The sequence below is a fragment of the Mycetohabitans sp. B3 genome (assembly GCF_021498065.1).
Classification (GTDB): domain Bacteria; phylum Pseudomonadota; class Gammaproteobacteria; order Burkholderiales; family Burkholderiaceae; genus Mycetohabitans.
In genome coordinates this window covers 118615-139474 of the sequence record NZ_JAHLKN010000017.1, presented here as the reverse complement: position 1 = coordinate 139474, position 20860 = coordinate 118615, and the positions used below count along the sequence as shown (strand labels likewise).

Sequence of the window (20860 nt, the reverse complement as noted above, 5' to 3'; positions counted from 1 at the left end):
CCAAACAGAGCACCATCATGACTGATATTCTCGATCGCATCATTGCAGTCAAGCGCGATGAGATCCGTGCCGCGCAGGCGAGTGCACCTCTGGCAGTGTTGCAACTGAGCGCCCACGCGCGGCGCGGCGACCTACGCGACTTCGTTGCGGCGTTGCGTGCCAAACACGCGCTCGGACAGCCGGCGATCATCGCCGAGGTGAAAAAAGCCAGCCCCTCCAAGGGCGTGTTGCGCGAAACTTTTGTGCCAGCCGACATTGCGTGCTCGTACGCACAGCACGGCGCCGCATGCTTGTCGGTACTCACGGACGTGCCGTTTTTCCAGGGCAGCGCGCGCTACCTCCAGCAGGCTCGCGACGCGTGCCCGCTGCCCGTGCTGCGCAAGGACTTTATCATCGACCCGTACCAGGTGTTGGAGGCGCGTGCGATGGGTGCGGACTGCATCCTGCTGATCGCCGCCGCGCTGGAGCCAGCGCAGATGCGCGAGCTGGAAGCGTACGCCCATTCGCTGGGGCTCGCGGTACTGGTGGAAGTGCACAATGCGCACGAACTGGACGTGGCGTTGACGCTAAAGACACCGCTGATCGGCGTCAACAATCGCAACCTGCGCACGTTCGCCGTCACGCTGGACACCACACTTGGGCTCCTCGACAGCATTCCCGACGAGCGTATCGTGGTAACCGAGTCGGGGATCCTGACGCGCGACGACGTGGACCGGATGCGAGCAGCCGACGTTCATACTTTCCTGGTCGGCGAAGCGTTCATGCGCGCGGACAATCCCGGTGCCGCGCTCGCCGACATGTTTTTCGGACTGCAACGTCCATGACGACGATGAGCATCGAACGCGAAATCAAGCTTGCGCTGCCGGCGTCGCAGATCGAGGCCGCCCGCGCACTGCTCGCCGAGTTGAGTGGACATGATGGCCAACCGACCGCCCTCGCCAATCTCTACTTCGATACGCCCGACGACAGGCTCGCGCGCGCCGGCGGTGCATTGCGATTGCGACGCACGCCTGATGGCTGGCTGCAGACTTTCAAGTTCGGCGGCGGCGCGTCGGACGGGGTGCACAGTCGCCATGAATGGGAAATGGCGGTGGCCGGCGACGCGCTTGAACTCGACGCGCTGCTCGCCGCGTGCGGCGACGCGCAAGCGCGCGCGCTCGTGCGCAACGCTGCGGCGACGCTCGTGCCTCTGTTTCGCACCGACTTCACGCGCACGCTATGGCCGCTTCACTGGACCGGCACACCCATCGAAGCCGCGCTGGACATTGGCGAAGTGCAGGCCGAGGCGGACGGCGCAGTGCGGCGTGCGCCGATCTGCGAAATCGAACTTGAACTGAAGGATGCGCCGAAGGCCAGTGCGCATGCGGCTCTCGACGCGCTCGCCGCCGTCCTCAAGCAGCGCTTGCCGGGCACCACGTCCGAGGACGTCAGCAAGGCCGAACGGGGTTATCGGTTGCGCAGCGGCCAGTGAACCATCCGTAGTTGCCGGCGCCCCACCCTTCCATCCGACTTTATCGCGATCATGGCTTCCCGCACTAGACACTCCACCACCGCCGCATTGCGCGGTGCCGACGAACAGCGAACCGAGCGCCAGCAACCGTCGTTGCTCGATGAGACGCGGGCCGAACATCGGCAATCATCGTTGCACGGCGACACCGCCGGCGAATCCCGGCAGCCATCGTGGCTCGGCGACGCACAGGCTGCCCCTCGGCAACCGTCGTTGTTCGACGATCCACCGCCCCCGCATGAGTGCACGGTGGCACCATCGCCGCGGTCATGTCCACCGTCTTGCACGACACTCACCCTCGAACAACAATTCGACAGCCTGCCACCGGCGTGGCGCGCGCACCTGGTACCGTTCATCGGCAGTTCGGCATACGCACGCCTATGCGAGTTCGTCGACTACGAGCGCAGCAGCGGCAAGACGGTCTATCCGACGGACGTATTCCGCGCATTGCATCTGACGTCGCCGGACGACGTCAAGGTGGTCATCTTGGGTCAGGATCCCTATCACGGCGAGGACAACGGCGTGCCGCAGGCGCACGGACTAGCGTTTTCTGTCCCCCCCGGCGTCCGGCCTCCCCCGTCGTTACGCAATATTTTCAAGGAGATCGCAGCGAACTTCGACCATGCGGTGCCACGCCATGGCTGCCTGGATCATTGGGCCCGGCAAGGGGTGCTGCTGCTCAATACAGTACTGACCGTCGAGCGTAACCGGGCGGCCAGCCATGCGAAGCGTGGCTGGGAGCAATGCACGGACACGCTGATCGAGCACCTTGCCACGCAACACGAAGGCCTAGTGTTCATGCTGTGGGGCTCGCATGCGCAAGCCAAACGACAGTTACTGCACGGCCGCGGCCACCGGATTCTCGAAGCACCGCATCCGTCACCGCTGTCGGCGCACCGCGGCTTCCTTGGTTGCCGCCACTTCGCGCTTGCCAATGAGCATCTGCGCCAGGTTGGTCGCGAGCCGATCGATTGGCGCGTGCTGTAAGCCGACTGGTGCCCTGCCATGAGTTGACTGGGGCTTGCCTTGAGCCGATTGTGGCCTGCCGGGAGCCGGCTATAAGCCTGCCCGAAGCCGATTGGAAGCGGCCGGAAGCCAACCCCATTCGGGGCGCCGTTCCGTTGGCCGCCCAGTCGGCAGGCCGGAACACCGCTCGGAACTGGCAGTGCTACTGGCGACGTCATGCCCGCACGCCGGCAACTGCTCATCACAGAGCGGCAATTGCCTCGCGCGCCGCCGCCAGGCCGCTTTGTTTGGATTGCTCACCGAGGTTCAGCCCTTCGGCGAAGATGAACGTGACGTCGGTCAGGCCGATAAAGGCGAGGAACGTTTTCAAATAAGGCGTCTGCAAGTCCGCCGGCGTGCCGAGATACTTGCCACCGCGCGCGTTCACGACATACACCTTCTTGCCCGTGACCAGTCCTTGTGGGCCCTCCGCCGTATAGCGGAAGGTCACGCCAGCACGCGCGACATGGTCGAAATACGCCTTCAACTGGCTGGAGATACCAAAGTTGTACATTGGCGCGCCGATGACAATGATGTCGGCAGCCTTCAACTCCGCCACCAAGGCGTCGCTGCGGGCGATGATCGCCTGCTGCTGCGCATTGCGTTGTTCTGCCGGCGTGAAGAAGGCGCCAATTGCTGCTTCGTCCAGGTGCGGCAAGCTATCGGTCAACAGATCCCGCACGACCAGCGTGGCATCCGGATGCGACTGTTGCAGCTTCGCCGTCAATTCATTAGCCAACAGCGTGGATTGCGCCTCCGTGCGCGCAGCGGAATTGATCTGGAGAATCGTAGTCATTTTGGGCTCCGTCAGGTTCAGTTCGAGCGTCATGCCCGGTCAAGAGCCATTCTAGTTTTTGGCACAGCGCGAAAAAGGGGGTTGCGCGACACGGATTGTTGCACTGGCGGAACGATCATCGGCCGGCATGCAACCACGCGTCGCGCGCGCGCTTGGCCGACGCAGGACTCGTCCGTGCCGTAAGCGTGTAGTTCACCACCTCCGGTGCATCCAGCTTGAGTCGTACAGTACGCAATTCGTCCCGACGGAACGCGTGCACCTGCACCACGTCACCGGGCCGATAGCGTGCCAGCAGCGCATCAGGTCCGCTGCCGGGCACCCGCAACCCATCAATGGCCACCAACACGTCACCCGCGGACAAACCTGCCTTTTGCGCCGCGCCACCGTCGGAGACGCTCGCAAGCGTACAGTCATTGCCGGTACGCAAGCGCGCCCCCAACGATGGGTTGCCGTTCGTGCCGGCAGCAGCCAGTTCAACACCGAACGGCGCGAGTAGTGCGTCCAGCGGCAAATCGCGCGTGCCGTTCACCGCGTCACGAAAGAGCCGGCTCAAGTCCGCGCCGCTCGCCTCGGCAAACAACGCCGGGATATCGGCCGCCTCGACGCCGGTTAGCCGCCCCGCGTAGAAGTCGCGTCCGTAGCGTTGCCACAGCAGACGCATCACGTCATCGAGCGACTTGCGATGGCGCGTCTGCGCCCGAATCGACAAGTCGAATGCCAGCGCAATCAGCGATCCCTTCGTGTAGTAGCTCACGATCGCATTGCCCGCATTCTCATCCTGCCGGTAGTACTTAATCCATGCATCGAACGAGCTTTCGGCCACGGTTTGACGCAATCTCCCGGCGCCGCGCAGCACAGAGCCGATTGTCTTGCCCAACTGCGCAAAGTATTCGTCCTGCGAGATCAGCCCTGCTCGGACCAGTATGAGGTTTTCGTAGTACGACGTGAACCCCTCGAACAGCCAAAGCAGCGGCGTATAGTTTTCCCGCGTCAGGTCGTACGGTGCAAACGCCGCCGGCTTGATCCGCTTCACGTTCCAGGTATGGAAATACTCGTGACTGCATAGGCCGAGATACGAGCGATAGCCATCCGTGGTCTGCGGCTTGCCCTTTACCGGCAGATCATCGCGCTTGCAGATCAGTGCGGTCGACGCGCGATGCTCGAGCCCACCGTATCCGTCGCCCACCGCTAGCGTCATGAACACGTACCGGTCCATCGGCGCACGCTTCGTGCGTGGCTCAAACAGCGCAATCTGCGCTTCGCATATCCGCTTCAAATCTGCGCACAACCGCGGCATGTCCAGCGCCGGTACCTTACCTGCCATCACAACGTCGTGCGGCACGCGGTGCGCATCAAAGCGGGCCAGTTCGAACTCGCCAACCGTGACCGGATGGTCGATCAATTCATCGTAGTCCTGTGCGACGTACAAGCCGAACGCGTAACGACGCGTGCCACGTGCCTCGCGCAACGCGGTAGCGACCCGCCAGCCGCGATAGGCGTTGCCTTCAGGTCGCCGGATCTCCACCTCGCACGGCCACTGCTCACGTCCGGCCACGGCTAGGAAGACACTGGTACCGTTAAAAAAACCGAGCGACTCGTCCAGATGCGCGGCGCGCACCGACAGGTCCCACGCGTAGACCTCGTAGGTCAACGTCAACGGGCCGTCCACGGCAGCTGCACGCCACGTGTTCTTGTTCAGCTTGGCGACGGCGACCTTACGGCCGGCCTGGTTCGTCGCCCTCAGCGTCACAATATGGCGTGCAAATTCGCGTACCAGATAACTGCCCGGTATCCAAACCGGCAACATAAACTGCTGGCCGTCCGGATCCGGATCCGCCACGGTCAACGTGACCTCGAACAAGTGGGCAGCCGGGTGCTTCGGGATGATGGAATAACGAATCGGCTTCATCGGGATACGCAGGTAGGCGCCGGCCCGCCGGCCGGACGAACGAATCGGGAGCCACGGACCGCCACTGGGCGAAACGTCAATGCTGCGCGGACAGAGCCTTGTCGAGTTGCTCGGCCGGCACCGCGCCGGGGAGCCGGCGCCCGTCGGCCAGGATGATCGTCGGCGTGCCGCTCACATTCAACTTCTGGCCCAGCGCCAGGTTTTTCTGCAGCGCGCTGGTATCGCAATTACCGGCCCCGCTCGGTGACTGATGATCGAGCATCCACGCCTGCCACGCCTTCGCGCGGTCCGCCGAACACCAAATCGCCTTCGCCTTCACGTCGGAGTCGGGCGAAAGCATCGGATACAGGAAGGTGTAGACGGTGATATTGTCGAGTCCCTTCAGCGTCGTCTCCAGCCGCTTGCAGTATCCGCAATTCGGATCAGAGAACACTGCGAGTTTGCGCGCGCCATTACCCTTGACAACCTTGACGGCGTTGGCCAGTGGCAGGCTCGCGAAATCGACCTTGTTCAACTCGTCGTTGCGTACCTGCGTCAGGTTCTTCCGCGTGCGAGTCTCCACCAGGTCGCCCAGCACCAGATAATCGGCATTGGCGTCGCTATAGACGATTTCCTTGCCAAGATTGACCTCGTACAGCCCGGCGATCGGCGTCTTAGCCACGCCCTTGATGCTCGCGTCGGAACCAAGCCGGTTCTGCACCGCGGCCTTCACGCTATCTAGGCTCGGATCGGCAAATGCGGAATAGCTTGCCAACGCGGCGGCTGCCAGCAGCGCACCGGCCACCGAGGTCAGCGCGATCGTGCGAATTCGAAGTGTCATCATGGTTCCTTGTTTGATTGAGCGCATACACGTCAGCCGAGCGCAGCCGACACCAGCCAGCGCTTGATGAATGGCTGCGCGCCGACCATCGCCATCCCGACGTTGCGAATGCCACGGGCCAGACCGCCCGGCAGCGCAAACAACCGCTGCAGCCCATCGGTTGCGATAGTCAACTTTTGAATGTCCTCGCGGCGCGAACGCTCGTAACGTCTAAGCAGCGTCAGATCGCCGAGGTCACGAAACGGTTCCTTGCGGTTCACCACATCTAGCAACGCAGCGACGTCGCGCAGCCCGAGGTTGACCCCCTGCCCCGCGAGCGGATGGATCAGGTGAGCCGCATCGCCGACGAGCGCCACGCGCGGTGCGATCAGCCGGTCCACTGTCTGCAGCGCCAGCGGAAATCCTCGCGCGGGGGTCACGCCTTCGAGCGTGCCGACCTGACGCAAACTAGCACCGCCCGTGGCGGCCTCGATCCGTTCGGCCAGCGCGGCCAGGTCCAGTTGCAGCAACCCATTTGCGTGCTCGGTACGGGCGGACCAGACTAGCGACACGTGCGAGTCCGGTAACGGCAGCAACGCGAGGATCTCGCCGTCGATGAACCACTGGAATGCGGTTTCGTGATGCGGCTTGTTGCATCGGAAATTCGCCACAACACCCGTTTGCCGGTAGTCGCGCCGTTTTACCTTCGCGCCGACCTGCTGCCGCACCCACGAGTGCGCACCATCCGCACCGACGACCAGGTCGGCAGACAACACCCGCGCATCGTCCAGCGTCACGCTGACGGCTTCCGGGTGGTATTGTAGTGCCTGTGCCCGCGATTCGCACCAGGTCAGTAGCGGCTGAAACTGCAATGCTGCGTCGAGCGCGCGTTCGATCAAGCTTGATTCAACGATCCACGCCAGCTGCGGAACCGCCGCCTGAAATGCAGAAAAATGGAGTTGCGCGTGCGCATCGCCGAACACACGCATGTCGTACACTGGACACAACCGCGCCGGGTCAAGCGCTTGCCAGACCCGCAGCCGCTCCAGCAACGCTTGTGAACTGGACGACAGCGCATAGATACGCGTGTCGAACCGATATTCGCTTGGCTCGGGCGCGCGCTGCGCGAGCAACGCGACGCGCAGGCCGGCTTGAGTCAGCGCGAGCGCGGCGGCCTTACCGACCAGCCCGCCGCCGATTACGATGACCTGATGGTTCGAATGTGCGGAATTCATCGGCACATTATAGCGGCCGGGGCCGGCGATCTCGGGCCGAGATACTACGCGCAAGGGCCGCATTTGCGGTCGGCGAACAGGTACACGATTGCACCGGACAACATCGGTGCGGAACGCCCCGTCCAGCACACTAGTACACGGCACGTAATGTATTAATCAACAAACACAAGCCACAGCTTGCGATGCAATTTTTGCATTAACCACTGCGTCGTCAACTGCATGAAGCCCTCACCCGTCCGAGAATATACCGATTATGGCGGATATTAAAACACAGGCAAATCAATGATTACGTAGCTTCGTTTATGTCCTCCCGGAATCGCGCAATTGGCATCCCGCCTCAAGCAAAATCGTTAAAGTGCAAACTCCAATTAATCATGCTGGTTGACGATATGCAAGTAAATAATGCCCTCGCGGATCGGCACATAACGCAACTCGCCGTATCAGGTTCGGCAAGCGATAACCCATTCAGCGCAGAAGACCACAATCCATTTAGAGGTGCTGCCCAGCGGACACAGCAGCCAACTTCACCACGGAAACCCGTTACTCTTGATCAGTTTTACCAATTGCTGCTTGGAGAGAGCTCCCAGGCACGTGATACAGCATCCTTTCAGCCGACCAGCCTCAGGAGAGTGCCCAGCTTCTCGAATTTAGAAGAAGCCAAAGAAAAGGGCGACAAATTTTTAAAAGCATTGAAGAATCCACATGCTAATCCTCTTGACAAAAATAAACTGAGTGCGCAGCATCAGGACCGCGCGCAAAACGACGAGCAGCCCCGGACACCGGAGCGCCGCTCTGCAAAGTACGATACCGATGCATCGCGCTACGCAGCACATGTACGAGCCTCAATGTCAGCAGGTCGCCCGGTGGCTCAACCTACCCATAGTGCAGCGTCCCAGGCGAGCCAACCGGCAAAGCAAAGTCCCGAATCAAAACCGACTCAAGCCCATCGCTCTTCTATAAACGAGATTTGGGACGATGACCTCAATCAGAGCATACTGCAGGCTAAAGCATGGTTGGAAAGTCAATTTAAAGATGTGGATCCCGCAGCGAGTGATGCACACAGCCAAAAGCAGTTGCAGTTAAAGCAGGGAATAACCAAGGCAACCCACACGCAAACGGAATTAATAAACGATCACGGCCTTCCATCATCTATTAAGCCATTTGCACATAATATCACCGGTTCGTCAGAGGCTATTGACCAGCAAAGCCAATTCGCATCAAAGCCAAACATTCTTAAACGAGTCAAGAGTTTTCTCAAGAAAAAAAATAAAACCGAATCCGCGAATGCAAATATTGAAACCGGCATACACCGTCCGACGCGGCAAGATACGACGAATACCGACAGTACGGGGAGGACTAGGCGCTCGTTTGCCAGCATCGCGGCCAGCGTGAGAAGCTTCAGCTCACGTGCCAGTCGGCGTTTCCGTAAGACGCGTCATCATCCAGTCGGCGCGTGATGCCCCCGGACGGCGACGAGAGGCTCAGCCCGGGTAACGCTATGCGTCGCGCATCCCGTCGCCGTCGCGCTCGGCGCGCGCAAGCGCGCTAGTCACCTCATGTTTCCTAGAGGCAAACTTGCATCAAATTTGAGCGAGCCTATGCTGCCCCAATAGGGCATCGCCAAGATACCTCATCTACCGCGTAACGCAACAGCCAAGCGTCAGCGTTGATGCATCAATCAGGCACTGCCGGACTTCGGCAGTGCCCGCCCCTTCTGACTCATACGGCTCCCTGTTCAAACCCGCAACCAGGGATTGCGGCGGACTACAGACTCGTGCCATATGGGTTGCCGCCAACATCGACGCCGCTGTAGTCGTCGGTGCTCATCGATAAACTTGTTGCTGGATTGACTGGATACATAGCGGCTCTCCTTGTGAGGAGGTAGTGAAATGCCACGCGTCTTTTCGCGGGGCAGGTGAAAATTAGTCCTCGTTCGGCATCAGAATCGTGATGACCAGCTCTGCGTCGTCGCCGGGACCCATGTGCAGGTTCAACCTGACTGCCATGCGTAGAGTCACCATTGGTTGTGCGACGCAGTGACGAAAGACGGCGGTATGCGATACCCGCGACGAAACCGGCGTCGCGCCTGAATGGGCGCAATCCCTACATGCGCAGCTTGGGGCGCTGGTTTTAAGGATACGGCGGGCGTCCAACCCGACGAATCCCCATGTGTCCGTGCAAACCACGTAAGGGGATGGTGACCTTGCCGCAGAAGCGGCTTTATTCCCTTGTATGACCTCGAGCATACAGGGGCACATATGGGCATGCGCACGCTATACGGAAATGTCGAAACTATCGCAGAGACATACTGTGACAGCGTAGGACGGCCGGATTGTGGCTAGCCAGAACGAAGCGCGCGTACTGCGCGCGCTCAATCGGTTCGGCTGGCTGCCCACAAAGTCGCTTGGTGCGCTACTCTGGCAGCCCTGGTTGCGGAAGCCGGCCAGCGAGCCGGACATGCAGCCGCGGATGCCGGCTCCATCGGCCCGGCTGATGGCGCAGCACACGCTGCGCCGGCTGTATCTAGCTCGCCAGGTACTGCGAGCGCGGGCACCTGATAACAGTCTGATTTACACGCTTGCCGAAACAGGCGTGCGCTGGCTCGCGCAGCAGCTCGGCATGCCGGCGGTATCGGGCAAGGATTGGGTGAGGCGCTTCAGCTCGGCGCAGTTCCGCCACCGCAGCATCGCGAACGACATCGCGATTGCGGGTATCGTGTTTTTGTTTTGTATTTTCCCAGTCGCCACATTTTCAGAAATTCTTTTTTCTTGTCCCGAGAACCATTTTCTGGCTATAGTGTTTTTTCAAGCCAGCCACCCAGGAACGGCAGCCGCCAGTTCGCGATGTCTTCGCGCATCATCCCTAAAAAAACGAGCATAAACAAACCAGAGTAAGCGCATCGGCCAGGCCGTTTTTCAGTTCATGGCCCAATCTTGATCTCAGCTCGTCAAATTAAACGTATTAATAGCTGACGCTCCTCAATATTTCCCCAATTTCTGTGGCGCGCGATGGCGCCGAATTGATTGCTTCAGGTGTCTGATTTTTTTGCAATAGGAACAGGCATGGCAGATACTTCGTCGGCATAGTAATCCACGTGCACCACTTGCTCTATCATGCGTTTTCCGTTGTCAAACGTAAGACACAATCCATTTAATTTACTCCGTGCGTCATAGTTATCGACGTATCCGTAATCCTCGATTATCTGTGTAATCTCATCACCCGTCGACGGATTCATGAGGTTGGCAATGAATCTAGCCATCGATTTTTTCGTTGAATCTTCTTTACTCAATTTTCAACCCAAGTAACGAATCTCGATTATCACCATAAAAGAGTATTCATGACATCGCGCGGACGCACATTCGCAACCAGAATTACCGGACTTCTCTGATCATCTCTTATAATCCACCTCACATGCCAGCCCGTTCCCTATTACGTATAACAGATACAAGGTTATGATGCTGTATATGCTTTGAAGCTAAAATCCAGAAAATCTGGTTATCGGCAAAAATGGATGGATGCTGTAGCGTCATCCTCGACCCTGGCTGCCAATTTTTTCCTCACATGAGAACGGCCATCACGACAGCCCCGAAGCATCTATCATCACGGCTTCGACTTCATAGCATCACTTTGTGCAGATGACTCAAAACTTGCAGAACGCTCCTCAAGCAGACTCGGACAAGGCATCGCGCCTGAATGCAGCGGAGTACGAAAACCTTCCGCGCGAAACGCTTATTGAGATGTTGAGGCGACGCGACCGCCAGACCCCATATGGCTTAGTCTGGGAAAGCAAGAACATTGTGCAAGACAAGGCACTGAACCGCGATTTTGTCGCGCTTGAGCTAAGCCCCTCGTTGTCGTGCGGTGCGGCACCATGGCGCAATCTCATCATCGAAGGCGACAACTACGATGCCTTGCGCAACCTAGTCAGTACCTATGCCGGGCAGGTCAAGCTTATCTATATTGACCCACCGTATAACACGGGGCGTAAAGATTTTGTTTACAACGACAGTTATTTTGACTCGACCAATCGCTATCGGCATTCGACGTGGTTGGAGTTCATGTATCAGCGGCTACGGCTAGCCAAAGACCTGCTTACGGAAGATGGGGTTATTTTTGTGTCCATCGACGATAACGAGCTATTTAACCTCGGATTGTTAATGAATAAGGTGTTTGGCGAAGGAAATTTCATCGCCAATGTTATTTGGCAGAAAGTCTATTCCCCGAAAAATACGGCCATTCATTTCTCTGATGACCATGAGTACGTGTTAATTTACGCTGCCGACCGGAATATTTGGCGACCGAATCCTTTACCTCGTTCAGCAGAACAAGACAAGGCATATAAAAATCTCGATAATGATGCTCGTGGTGTATGGAAGGCCGAAAATATGACGGCGCGCAATCCATATAGCGCAGGTCGGTATCCGGTAACCTGTCCCTCCGGGCGAGTAATCGAAGGTCCGCCGGCGGGCACATACTGGCGAATTTCAAAGGAAAAACTCCTTGAATTGGATGCGGATAATCGAATTTGGTGGGGGAAAAATGGAAATAACACTCCTGCCGTCAAACGGTTTCTCTCCGAGGTCAAGCAAGGCGTCGTACCTCAAACGCTGTGGACCTACGACGCCGTAGGCCACACACAAGACGCAAAAAAGCAGCTCAATGAAATATTGTCAAAGGACAGAAACGAAGATGTATTTTCGACCCCAAAGCCATTACAGTTGATGGACCGTATCCTGCGTTTGGCAACAAAACCCGGCGATTTGGTTCTCGACTTCTTTGCCGGTTCCGGCACGCTGGCACAAGCCATGTTGCAACTCAACAAGGAAGATGACGGCGAGCGCCGTTTCATTCTGGTATCTAACAACGAAGCCACCGATTCCGAGCCGGACAAAAACCTGTGCCGCGATGTGTGCGCGACGCGAGTACGGCGAGCAATCGAAGGCTACACGTCCGCTAAGGCTGGCCAGGTCGAAGGCCTCGGCGGCGATTTCGCATACGTGCGTGCCCGCCACATCCCGACGCATCGCCTGGAAGAACGGCTGGACGATGGCATGGTCTGGTCGTATATCCAGATGAAGCACCATCATCCTCTGTCCGAGCGCGGCAGGCTGATTTCGGTGTCGGCCTGGATGCAAGAGGTCATCATCTATGTACCAAACACCACGGCGAAGATGAAAACCGCCCTGCGCGAAGCACTGGCCGAGCATCCACAAGCCATTGTCTATACCTGGACGCCAGCGGCATTGGTGGATGTGGTCAACGAAAACAACCTACGAGAAGTGCCGTCCGACCTGACGCGCGGCTTCCGATTTGGCAAGCTCGGGGGCATTCAAGCATGAGCCGCATCGACCCGTTACCGTTCCAGGAGCGGCATATCGCTGCGCTGGTCGAACGATTCCCGAATCTGCGCGACGACTACAATCGGTTAACGAATCCGGGCGAGTTGAACACGCTGTGCAAGTAGTCGGCGGCCGTCATGCTTCAGGCACCGACTGGCATTGGCAAAACGCTGATTGCAACCGAAGTCGTTGCGCGCTTCTCGTCGCTCGATAACGTCGTCTGGCTCTGGTTCGCGCCCTATGCCACGCTGATTGGTCAAGCCGCAAACACCCGCTCGCAGCGGGCAAAAAGAATCATCTTCATTGCGGAAATACAGATTTCGTATGCGCCGCATAGCGATGAAATCATCGGCAATCAGGGTGGTCCCACTCCCAACCCACAGACAAAGACCGCACAAAATCCTGTCCCGCAAAACCATACCCGACTTGCCTGCACCCTTGGCTAGAAGCGCCTCCAAAAACGTTACAATTGCCATTTTCGTGATTAAAATTTATACAAAATCGCTGCGTTTCCGCTCCGATTTGTGCGAGTTGCTCTCATCGCCTGGCTGCCGCCTTTTCCCGGCATCGCCACCGCTGTCGCATAGAGACAGCGCTTAAACGATTGATACTTCAGGAAATTTCATGAGCCTCAAATGCGGCATCGTCGGCTTGCCCAACGTCGGTAAGTCCACTCTCTTTAACGCGCTGACTAAGGCAGGCATTGCTGCCGAGAACTATCCGTTTTGCACGATCGAGCCAAATGTCGGCGTGGTCGAGGTGCCGGATCCGCGGCTCGACGCTTTGGCACAGATCGTCAAGCCTGAACGCGTGCTTCCAGCGGTCGTCGAGTTCGTCGATATCGCCGGGCTCGTCGCGGGTGCGAGCAAGGGCGAAGGTCTGGGTAACCAGTTCCTGGCCAACATCCGCGAGACGGATGCGATCACGCACGTGGTGCGCTGCTTTGACGACGACAACGTGATTCACGTCGCCGGCAAGGTGGACCCGCTCGCGGACATCGAAGTAATCCATACTGAGTTGGCGCTGGCTGACCTGGCGACCGTGGAGAAGGCGCTCGCACGCTATTCGAAGGCGGCAAAATCGGGCAATGACAAGGAAGCAGTCAAGCTAGCAGCCGTGTTGGACAAGGTACGCGCACAGCTGGACCAGGTACGCCCGGTCCGTGCGATGGATCTGTCCGAGGACGAACGTGCGTTGATCAAGCCGTTCTGCCTAATTACTGCGAAGCCGACGATGTACGTGGCTAACGTGCGGGAGGACGGTTTCGAGAACAATCCGTACCTCGATGCGGTGCATGGCTACGCAGCGAAGGAAGGCTCGCCGGTCGTCGCCGTGTGCGCCGCCATCGAAGCGGAAATCGCCGAGTTACCGGACGATGAAAAAGGCATTTTTCTGTCCGACATGGGCATGGACGAGCCTGGACTGAATCGCGTGATCCGGGCAGGCTTCAAGCTGCTGGGGCTGCAGACGTACTTCACCGCCGGCGTCAAGGAAGTGCGCGCGTGGACCATCCATGTCGGTGATACGGCACCGCAAGCGGCCGGTGTCATCCATACGGATTTCGAGCGCGGCTTTATCCGCGCTCAGACGATTTCGTACGATGATTACATCACGTACAAAGGAGAACAAGGCGCGAAGGAAGCGGGCAAGATGCGCGCCGAAGGCAAGGAGTACGTCGTCCAGGATGGGGATGTGATGAACTTCTTGTTCAACGTCTAACGCGCTGTTGCCGGCGTGCGGTCCAATAGCGCTGCTTTCACAACACCATGCCGCTGGCCGGCGCCGGCCACGCCGCCAACATCCTCGAACATCCGCTATGCAAGGCCCGCCGATGGCGGGCGCACGCGAGCGGAACGGTCCTCGTTAATTGCGGGATGTCCGCGAGTCACCCGCCGCCATGTCCGTGCATTGCGGCCGTCCCCGCCGCTACTCAGGCAACGGCAGCGATCAATCGGCATCCGGCACGCCTGCGACCGCGGCCTGCCGGCGCCCCACAGCCGCACCGGTGGCGTCCCATCCCCGCGTTAACTCCAGCGCCTGGCGCTCGAACAACCGTCGGTAGAGGCCACCCTCCACGCGAATCAATTCATCGTGGCTGCCTTCCTCGACAATCCGCCCCTTATCCATCACGAGCAGCCGGTCCAGTGTTCGGACCGTGGACAGCCGGTGCGCGACGACCAGCGTCGTACGCCCCATCATCAATCGCTCCATCGCCCGCTGGATCAGCACCTCGCTCTCGCTGTCTAGGCTGGAGGTCGCCTCGTCCAAAATTAGGATCGGCGCATCGGCAAGAAAGGCACGCGCGATCGCCACCCGCTGGCGCTCGCCACCGGACAGTTTGATACCCCGCTCGCCGACCAACGTCTCGTAGCCGTCGGGCAGCGCGGTGATGAAGTCGTGAGCACTGGCCAACTTCGCCGCACGCTCGATCTGCGCACGGCTTGCGCCGGGCTTCGCATACGCAATGTTTTCGGCCAGCGAGCGATGGAACAACAGCGGCTCCTGCTGCACGATCGCAATCTGGCTGCGCAGCGACGCCTGCTGGACGTTGGCGATATTCTGCCCGTCGATCGTGATCCGCCCGCCGCTTACGTCGTGCAGCCGCTGGATCAGCTTAATAAACGTCGTCTTGCCCGAGCCTGAATGGCCGACCAGGCCGACACGCTCGCCATGGGCGATGCGCACAGAGAAATCCTTGTACAGCGGTGTCAGGTGAGCGCCGTATCGGAACGTCACGTGCTCGAAGCAGATCGCGCCCCGTCGAATCATGATACGCCCCGCGCCCGGTTTGTCGTCGATACCCAAGGGCTGCGCCTGCAACGACACCAGTTCCTCCATGTCGTTGACTGAACGCTGCAGGTTGCGGATGTGCATGCCCACGTCGCGCAGATACCCCTGCAACATAAAGAACATGGTCAGCGCAAAGGTGATATCGCCTACGCTGGCCAAGTCGCGAACCCACAGCAGCAGGGCCGCTCCAAGCATCGCAGCTTGCATCGCAACCAACATGCTGCCCCGCACGCTACCGCTGATCGTGCCGCGTATCCAAGTACGGCGCGTGCGTTGCCGCCACTTGCCGATCACACGGGCAAGGCGCATGTCCTCGCGCTGTTCAGCGCCAAACGCCTTCACCACGGCATTGCAACTGACCGCGTCGGCCAACGCGCCGCCCATCCGCGTGTCCCACGCATTACCCAGCCGCGCGGCCGGAGCCACGTAGCCAAGCGACAACATCACGGTGACTGCGACATACGCGATCGATCCGATGCCGACCACGATGCCCATCACCGGCCATTGCACGCCGAGCAGCACGGTGGCGCCAACGAGCATCACCAGCGACGGCAACAGCGCGATTAGCAATGTGTCGTTGAGCAGGTCCAGTGCCCACATGCCGCGCGTGATCTTGCGCACGGTCGAGCCGGCAAAGCTGTTCGCGTGCCAGTCGGCGGAGAAACGCTGCACGCGATAGAACGCGCTGGACGCAGTCTCGCTCATCATTTTTAACGTGAGCGCAATGATGCTCAAAAAACCGAACTGGCGCATCAACATGCCACCCAACCCCAGCGTCGCAACAGTCCAGAAGGCCGAAACCGCCGCGCCCCACGCGGCCTGCTTGCCTGCGGCGCCGCTCGCGCCGGTGGCGAGCGCATCGATCAGGCGTCCCGCATAAAGCGGCGTCAGCACATCGGCGAGCGCCGACAGCAACGCCAGTGATGCGATCACCGCGATCCGCCAGGGCTGCTTGCCCCAATGCGAAAAGGTGAAACCGAGGACAGCCTTGAAGGCCTGTCCGCCAAAGTCGATTTTTTTTCGAGTCATTTGCAACCGCCCACGACTCGCGGGTCGCGGGACTGTCCCAAAAGAGAAACAGAAACGGACAGACGATGCGGACCGGATAAACCGGCGACAAACAACGGATCTGTCGGGAGGCCGCGCGGGTGCTTGGCAACCCGCGCCGGCAGCGATCTAACGATGATGTGGCGCCACACGTGGGACGGCGATCTGCGGTATCAGCATCACCGCGCCTCCCTCGGTGTCTGTTGATCAGAAAAGAAAAGCGGGAATGCCCAAAATCGAATCGTAGCAGCAGCACAATGCAACTGCAAACTACGGCAATTTAACATGCTACGGCCACGACCAGGCGGTGTCGCGCCGCAACGCGCTCCACGGCGGTATCCTGCCTTATCGTAGCGACGCATAGCCCCTCACTTCCGGGCGCGCCCCGCCTTGCTCCTCACCCCAGCTTGTTCTATAGCACCGCTTGCACGCGGGCCAAGCTACCACACTGCCGATGCGATCCATCATCGTCGCCCGGAGCCGTACAATAATGGTTTTAGTCAGCCGCGCATGCGCTTCGCGCCCGCGCCAAGCTGCCCCCTCCAGCTTCGTCTCTATTACGCAAACCCGATGGCTCAATACGTCTTTACCATGAACCGGGTCGGCAAGATCGTGCCGCCCAAGCGACATATCCTAAAGGACATCTCGCTGTCATTCTTTCCTGGCGCGAAGATCGGCGTACTCGGCCTGAATGGCTCGGGCAAATCGACCTTGCTGAAAATCATGGCCGGATTGGACAAAGACATCGAGGGTGACGCCACCCCGATGTCCAACATCCAGATCGGCTACCTGCCCCAGGAACCACAACTCAACCCGCAACACACGGTCAAGCAGGCGGTCGAAGAAGGCCTCGGCGAGCTGTTCCACGCGCAGCAGCGGCTTGATGAAATCTACGCGGCCTATGCCGAGCCGGACGCCGACTTCGACGCGCTGGCCGCCGAACAAGCGAAGTACGAGGCGATCCTGGCCACCGCCGAAGGCGGTAGCGCCGAGCAGCAACTCGAGGTGGCAGCCGACGCGCTGCGACTGCCGCCATGGGACGCCAGGATCGAGCACTTGTCCGGTGGCGAGAAACGCCGTGTCGCGCTGTGCAAGCTGCTGCTGCAAAAGCCCGACATGCTGCTGCTCGATGAGCCGACGAACCACCTCGACGCGGAATCGGTCGAGTGGCTCGAACAGTTTCTGGTGCGCTTCCCGGGCACGGTCGTGGCCGTCACGCACGATCGCTACTTCTTGGATAACGCAGCGCAGTGGATTCTAGAACTGGATCGGGGCCACGGCATCCCGTGGAAAGGCAATTACAGCAGTTGGCTGGACCAGAAAGAAACTCGCTTAAAGCAGGAAGAGGCAGCGGAGTCCGCTCGTCAGAAGGCGATCCATAAGGAACTGGAGTGGGTACGCCAGAACCCGAAGGGCCGCCAGGCCAAGTCCAAGGCGCGTATCGCCCGCTTTGAGGAACTGAACAGCGTCGAATACCAGAAGCGCAACGAGACACAGGAAATCTTCATCCCGGTGGGCGAGCGTCTCGGCAACGAAGTCATCGAGTTCCAGAACGTCAGCAAAAGCTTCGGCGACCGCCTGCTGATCGACAATCTGAGCTTTTCGGTACCGCCCGGCGCGATCGTCGGCATCATCGGGCCGAACGGTGCGGGCAAGTCGACGCTGTTCCGGATGATCACGGGCCGCGAGCAACCGGACTGCGGCACCGTCAAGCTCGGACCCACGGTCAAACTCGCCTACGTGGACCAAAGCCGGGATGCGCTGGCCGCCGACAAGACGGTGTTCGAGGAGATTTCCGGCGGCGCGGACTTGCTGACGGTCGGCCGCTACGAAACGCCGTCGCGCGCGTACATCGGCCGCTTCAATTTCCGCGGCGCCGACCAACAAAAGCAGGTGGGGAACCTGTCGGGGGGCGAACGCGGACGGTTGCACATGGCCAAGACGCTGATCGCCGGAGGCAACGTGCTGCTGCTGGACGAACCATCAAACGACCTGGACGTCGAAACGTTGCGCGCGCTCGAGGATGCGCTGCTCGAGTTCGCGGGATCGGTGATGGTGATTTCGCACGATCGCTGGTTCCTGGACCGGATTGCCACGCACATCCTCGCGTTCGAAGGCGATTCGCAGGTGGTGTTCTTCAATGGCAACTACCAGGAATATGAAGCCGACAAGCGGGCGCGTCTCGGCGACGAGGCAGCCGCACCGAAGCGGCTGCGGTACAAGCCGATCACGCGTTGACATCCGGTCGCGGGCCGCTTGTGCGTCAGATTGGCGCAGTACGGGTCTCGAGCCACGCTTTCACGTCGCCGCTCAAATGCTTGCCGACCCGCTCACGCACTTGCGCGTGGTAAGCGTTGAGCCAGGCCACTTCATCTTCACGCAGCAACGACCGCTCGATGCAGCGGGTATCGATCGGGCACAGCGTCAGCGTCTCGAAGCAGAGGAACTCGCCGAACTCGGTCGTGCGCGCCGGCTGGCTCAGCAGCAGGTTTTCGATGCGGATGCCCCACTGGCCGGGACGGTAGATACCAGGCTCGTTCGACGTGATCATGCCTTTTTCCATCGCCGTGTAGGACTCGGCTGGCGCGTAGTGCGAAATCACCTGCGGTCCTTCATGCACGTTCAGGAAATAGCCGACCCCATGGCCCGTGCCGTGCCCAAAGTCCATGCATGCATCCCAAATCGGCGCCCGTGCTATCGCGTCTAGCATCGGCGAGCGCACGCCACGCGGAAACGTCGTGCGCGACAGCGCAATCATACCTTTGAGCACCAGCGTGAAATCGCGCCGCTGTTCGGCACTGGTCCGGCCCACCGGCACGACGCGTGTAATATCGGTGGTGCCGCCCAGATACTGACCGCCGGAGTCGATCAACAGCAGACCGTCGCCTTCGATCAGCACATGCGACTGCGGCGTCGCGCGATAGTGCGGCATCGCACCGTTGGCGTTGAACGCGGCGATCGTTGGAAAACTCAGGGACACGAAGCCGGGGCGGCGTGCTCGTGCGGCGGTGAGCTTTTCGTCGATCGTCAACTCGGTGATGCGCTCGCGCCCGAGCGCCTGTTCGAACCACGCAAAGCATTCCGCGAGCGCGGCGCCGTCCTGCTCCATCGTCGCGCGCACATGGACGGCTTCCGCTTCCATCTTGCGCGACTTTGCAAAGGTCGACGGATTCACCACCTCGACGAATTTCACACCAGGCTGCACGGCTTGCATCAACCCATACGTGACGCGGCGCGGATCGATCAGCAGCCTGCTGCCCGGCTCGATCGCGGCCAGCGCCGCCGGCGCGTCCCGGTATGGGGCGACGCGCACACCGTCCTGTGCCAGCCGCTCGCGCAACACCGCGTCGATCTTGCCGTCGGCCACGTACAACGTCGCGTGCTGCGGCCCAATCAACGCGTGCGCAACAAATACCGGGTTGTAGCTCACGTCGGCACCGCGCAGGTTGAAAATCCATGCGATGTCATCCAGCGTGGAGACGAAATGCCAGTGCGCCCCCTTGTCGCGCATCGCGCTGCGCACCTGGTCGAGCTTTTGCGCGCGGGTCACGGGCGCGTAGGCGGGATCGTGCTCGTACACCGGCGTCCCAGGCAGCGTTGGCCGGCCGTCCCAGATCAACTCGAGCAGGTCCACGTCGGCGCGCAGTTGCACGCCAGCCGCCTGCAACGCGTCCTGCAACACCCGCGCAGCGGCCAAGCCAAGCGTGCTGCCATCCACGCCGACCCGCGCACCGGGTTCCAGGTGTGCGGCGAGCCAGTCCACATGAGGCTGCGCCTGTCCAGCTTGAATCTTCATCAACTCGATGCCGCTGTCGGCCAGTTCCGTGGCAGCCTGCACCCAGTAGCGGCTGTCGGTCCACAGTCCCGCAAAGTCCGGGGTCACGACCAACAGGCCAGCCGAGCCGGTGAAGCCGGATAACCACGCACGGCCCTGCCAGCGTTGCGGCAGGTACTCGGACAAGTGCGGATCGGCAGACGGCACGATATACGCGGCCAGATCGGCACGTTTCATCGCATCGCGCAGCCACGCCAGCCGCTCGGCGAAGGAGACCGCCTGATCGGCGGCGGGTTGTCGGACATTCATTGAGTTCATCGGCGAAAAGGAGGTGAGCCAAGCGAGCCAGTTTAACCGCGCCAGCGGCCAATGCGCCAACAATAAGCGCCGGCAGTGCCGCCGTGCGGCGTGCTGGATGGCGCCACCAGCCAAAGCCGCCAATCGCGGCACCCAGCAGTAAGGTGCCGATCCAGCCCATCAGCGCATTGTGTCAAGCATCGTGGAATTCGTCTGACGAACATCCACGGCAGGCATTTCGGTTCTGAATCATGGGGTACGGCTCCGGACAGGCATCGGATTGACGGTGCGCCACAACTGGTCATGCCCAGGCTGGCGAGTTTAGGCCGCGGGCCGGCGTCTGACAAGGAGACATCATCCG

The 20860-nt window shown here is 60.1% G+C and carries 17 protein-coding genes; 10 read left to right on the top strand and 7 right to left on the bottom strand.

Features of this window, described 5'->3' with window-relative positions:
* Positions 1–17: 17 nt before the first annotated feature.
* From trpC to KQH55_RS04230, 3 genes are read left to right on the top strand one after another with little or no spacing between them, the layout of a single operon-like run.
* On the top strand, positions 18–824 hold the full coding sequence (gene trpC, locus KQH55_RS04240; RefSeq protein ID WP_235090265.1) for an indole-3-glycerol phosphate synthase TrpC: 807 nt from the start codon (positions 18–20) through the stop codon (positions 822–824).
* A gap of 5 nt (positions 825–829) precedes the next feature.
* Entirely contained in the window at positions 830–1471 is a 642-nt protein-coding gene (locus KQH55_RS04235) for a CYTH domain-containing protein (RefSeq protein ID WP_235090273.1), read from the top strand.
* Between the two features lie 51 nt (positions 1472–1522).
* Complete coding sequence (locus KQH55_RS04230; RefSeq protein ID WP_306666072.1) at positions 1523–2494, top strand: uracil-DNA glycosylase; 972 nt, start codon at positions 1523–1525, stop codon at positions 2492–2494.
* 220 nt (positions 2495–2714) lie between these two features.
* Here KQH55_RS04230 and KQH55_RS04225 read toward each other — a convergent pair whose 3' ends face one another.
* The 4 genes from KQH55_RS04225 to KQH55_RS04210 form a co-directional block, all read right to left on the bottom strand.
* On the bottom strand, positions 2715–3308 hold the full coding sequence (locus KQH55_RS04225; protein ID WP_076787467.1) for an FMN-dependent NADH-azoreductase: 594 nt from the start codon (positions 3306–3308) through the stop codon (positions 2715–2717).
* 115 nt (positions 3309–3423) lie between these two features.
* Entirely contained in the window at positions 3424–5217 is a 1794-nt protein-coding gene (locus tag KQH55_RS04220; protein ID WP_076796893.1) for a M61 family metallopeptidase, read from the bottom strand.
* 76 nt (positions 5218–5293) lie between these two features.
* The gene (locus KQH55_RS04215) at positions 5294–6037 is read right to left on the bottom strand and encodes a DsbC family protein (protein WP_076785535.1); all 744 of its coding nucleotides are present in this window, start codon (positions 6035–6037) and stop codon (positions 5294–5296) included.
* A 32-nt stretch (positions 6038–6069) separates the two neighbouring features.
* On the bottom strand, positions 6070–7251 hold the full coding sequence (locus KQH55_RS04210; RefSeq protein WP_235090264.1) for a UbiH/UbiF family hydroxylase: 1182 nt from the start codon (positions 7249–7251) through the stop codon (positions 6070–6072).
* 374 nt (positions 7252–7625) lie between these two features.
* On the opposite strand from KQH55_RS04210, the gene KQH55_RS04205 reads away from it, so the two are divergent.
* Positions 7626–8708 carry a hypothetical protein gene (locus tag KQH55_RS04205; protein WP_235090263.1) on the top strand — a complete coding sequence of 361 codons (1083 nt, stop codon included), beginning with the start codon at positions 7626–7628 and terminating at the stop codon, positions 8706–8708.
* Positions 8709–9708: 1000 nt separating this feature from the next.
* Positions 9709–10131: a hypothetical protein gene (locus tag KQH55_RS04200; RefSeq protein WP_235090262.1), complete on the top strand. Its 423-nt coding sequence runs from the start codon at positions 9709–9711 to the stop codon at positions 10129–10131.
* Positions 10132–10279: 148 nt separating this feature from the next.
* Here the strand turns inward: KQH55_RS04200 and KQH55_RS04195 are convergent, their stop codons facing one another.
* Positions 10280–10540: a hypothetical protein gene (locus tag KQH55_RS04195; protein ID WP_170872443.1), complete on the bottom strand. Its 261-nt coding sequence runs from the start codon at positions 10538–10540 to the stop codon at positions 10280–10282.
* Between the two features lie 346 nt (positions 10541–10886).
* Here KQH55_RS04195 and KQH55_RS04190 point away from each other — a divergent pair, with 346 nt between their 5' ends.
* The 4 genes from KQH55_RS04190 to ychF all read left to right on the top strand — a co-directional run bounded on the left by KQH55_RS04190 (position 10887) and on the right by ychF (position 14309).
* A complete protein-coding gene (locus KQH55_RS04190; protein ID WP_235090261.1) occupies positions 10887–12590 on the top strand; it encodes a site-specific DNA-methyltransferase in 1704 nt (567 codons plus the stop codon).
* Positions 12587–12715 carry a hypothetical protein gene (locus KQH55_RS16490; protein ID WP_255710704.1) on the top strand — a complete coding sequence of 43 codons (129 nt, stop codon included), beginning with the start codon at positions 12587–12589 and terminating at the stop codon, positions 12713–12715. The genes KQH55_RS04190 and KQH55_RS16490 overlap by 4 nt, the downstream gene beginning before the upstream one ends.
* Before the next feature lie 12 nt (positions 12716–12727).
* Complete coding sequence (locus KQH55_RS04185; RefSeq protein WP_076796890.1) at positions 12728–13036, top strand: hypothetical protein; 309 nt, start codon at positions 12728–12730, stop codon at positions 13034–13036.
* Positions 13037–13214: 178 nt separating this feature from the next.
* Entirely contained in the window at positions 13215–14309 is a 1095-nt protein-coding gene (ychF, locus tag KQH55_RS04180) for a redox-regulated ATPase YchF (RefSeq protein WP_076796889.1), read from the top strand.
* Between the two features lie 228 nt (positions 14310–14537).
* On the opposite strand, the gene KQH55_RS04175 is transcribed toward ychF, so the two are convergent.
* Complete coding sequence (locus tag KQH55_RS04175) at positions 14538–16409, bottom strand: ABC transporter ATP-binding protein (RefSeq protein WP_235090260.1); 1872 nt, start codon at positions 16407–16409, stop codon at positions 14538–14540.
* Between the two features lie 588 nt (positions 16410–16997).
* Between KQH55_RS04175 and ettA the strand changes: the two genes are divergently transcribed.
* Positions 16998–18665 (top strand): energy-dependent translational throttle protein EttA, encoded by a 1668-nt coding sequence (ettA, locus tag KQH55_RS04170; protein WP_235090259.1) that lies wholly within the window; start codon positions 16998–17000, stop codon positions 18663–18665.
* A 25-nt stretch (positions 18666–18690) separates the two neighbouring features.
* Here the strand turns inward: ettA and KQH55_RS04165 are convergent, their stop codons facing one another.
* Entirely contained in the window at positions 18691–20511 is a 1821-nt protein-coding gene (locus tag KQH55_RS04165; protein ID WP_235090258.1) for an aminopeptidase P family protein, read from the bottom strand.
* Positions 20512–20860 lie beyond the last annotated feature (349 nt).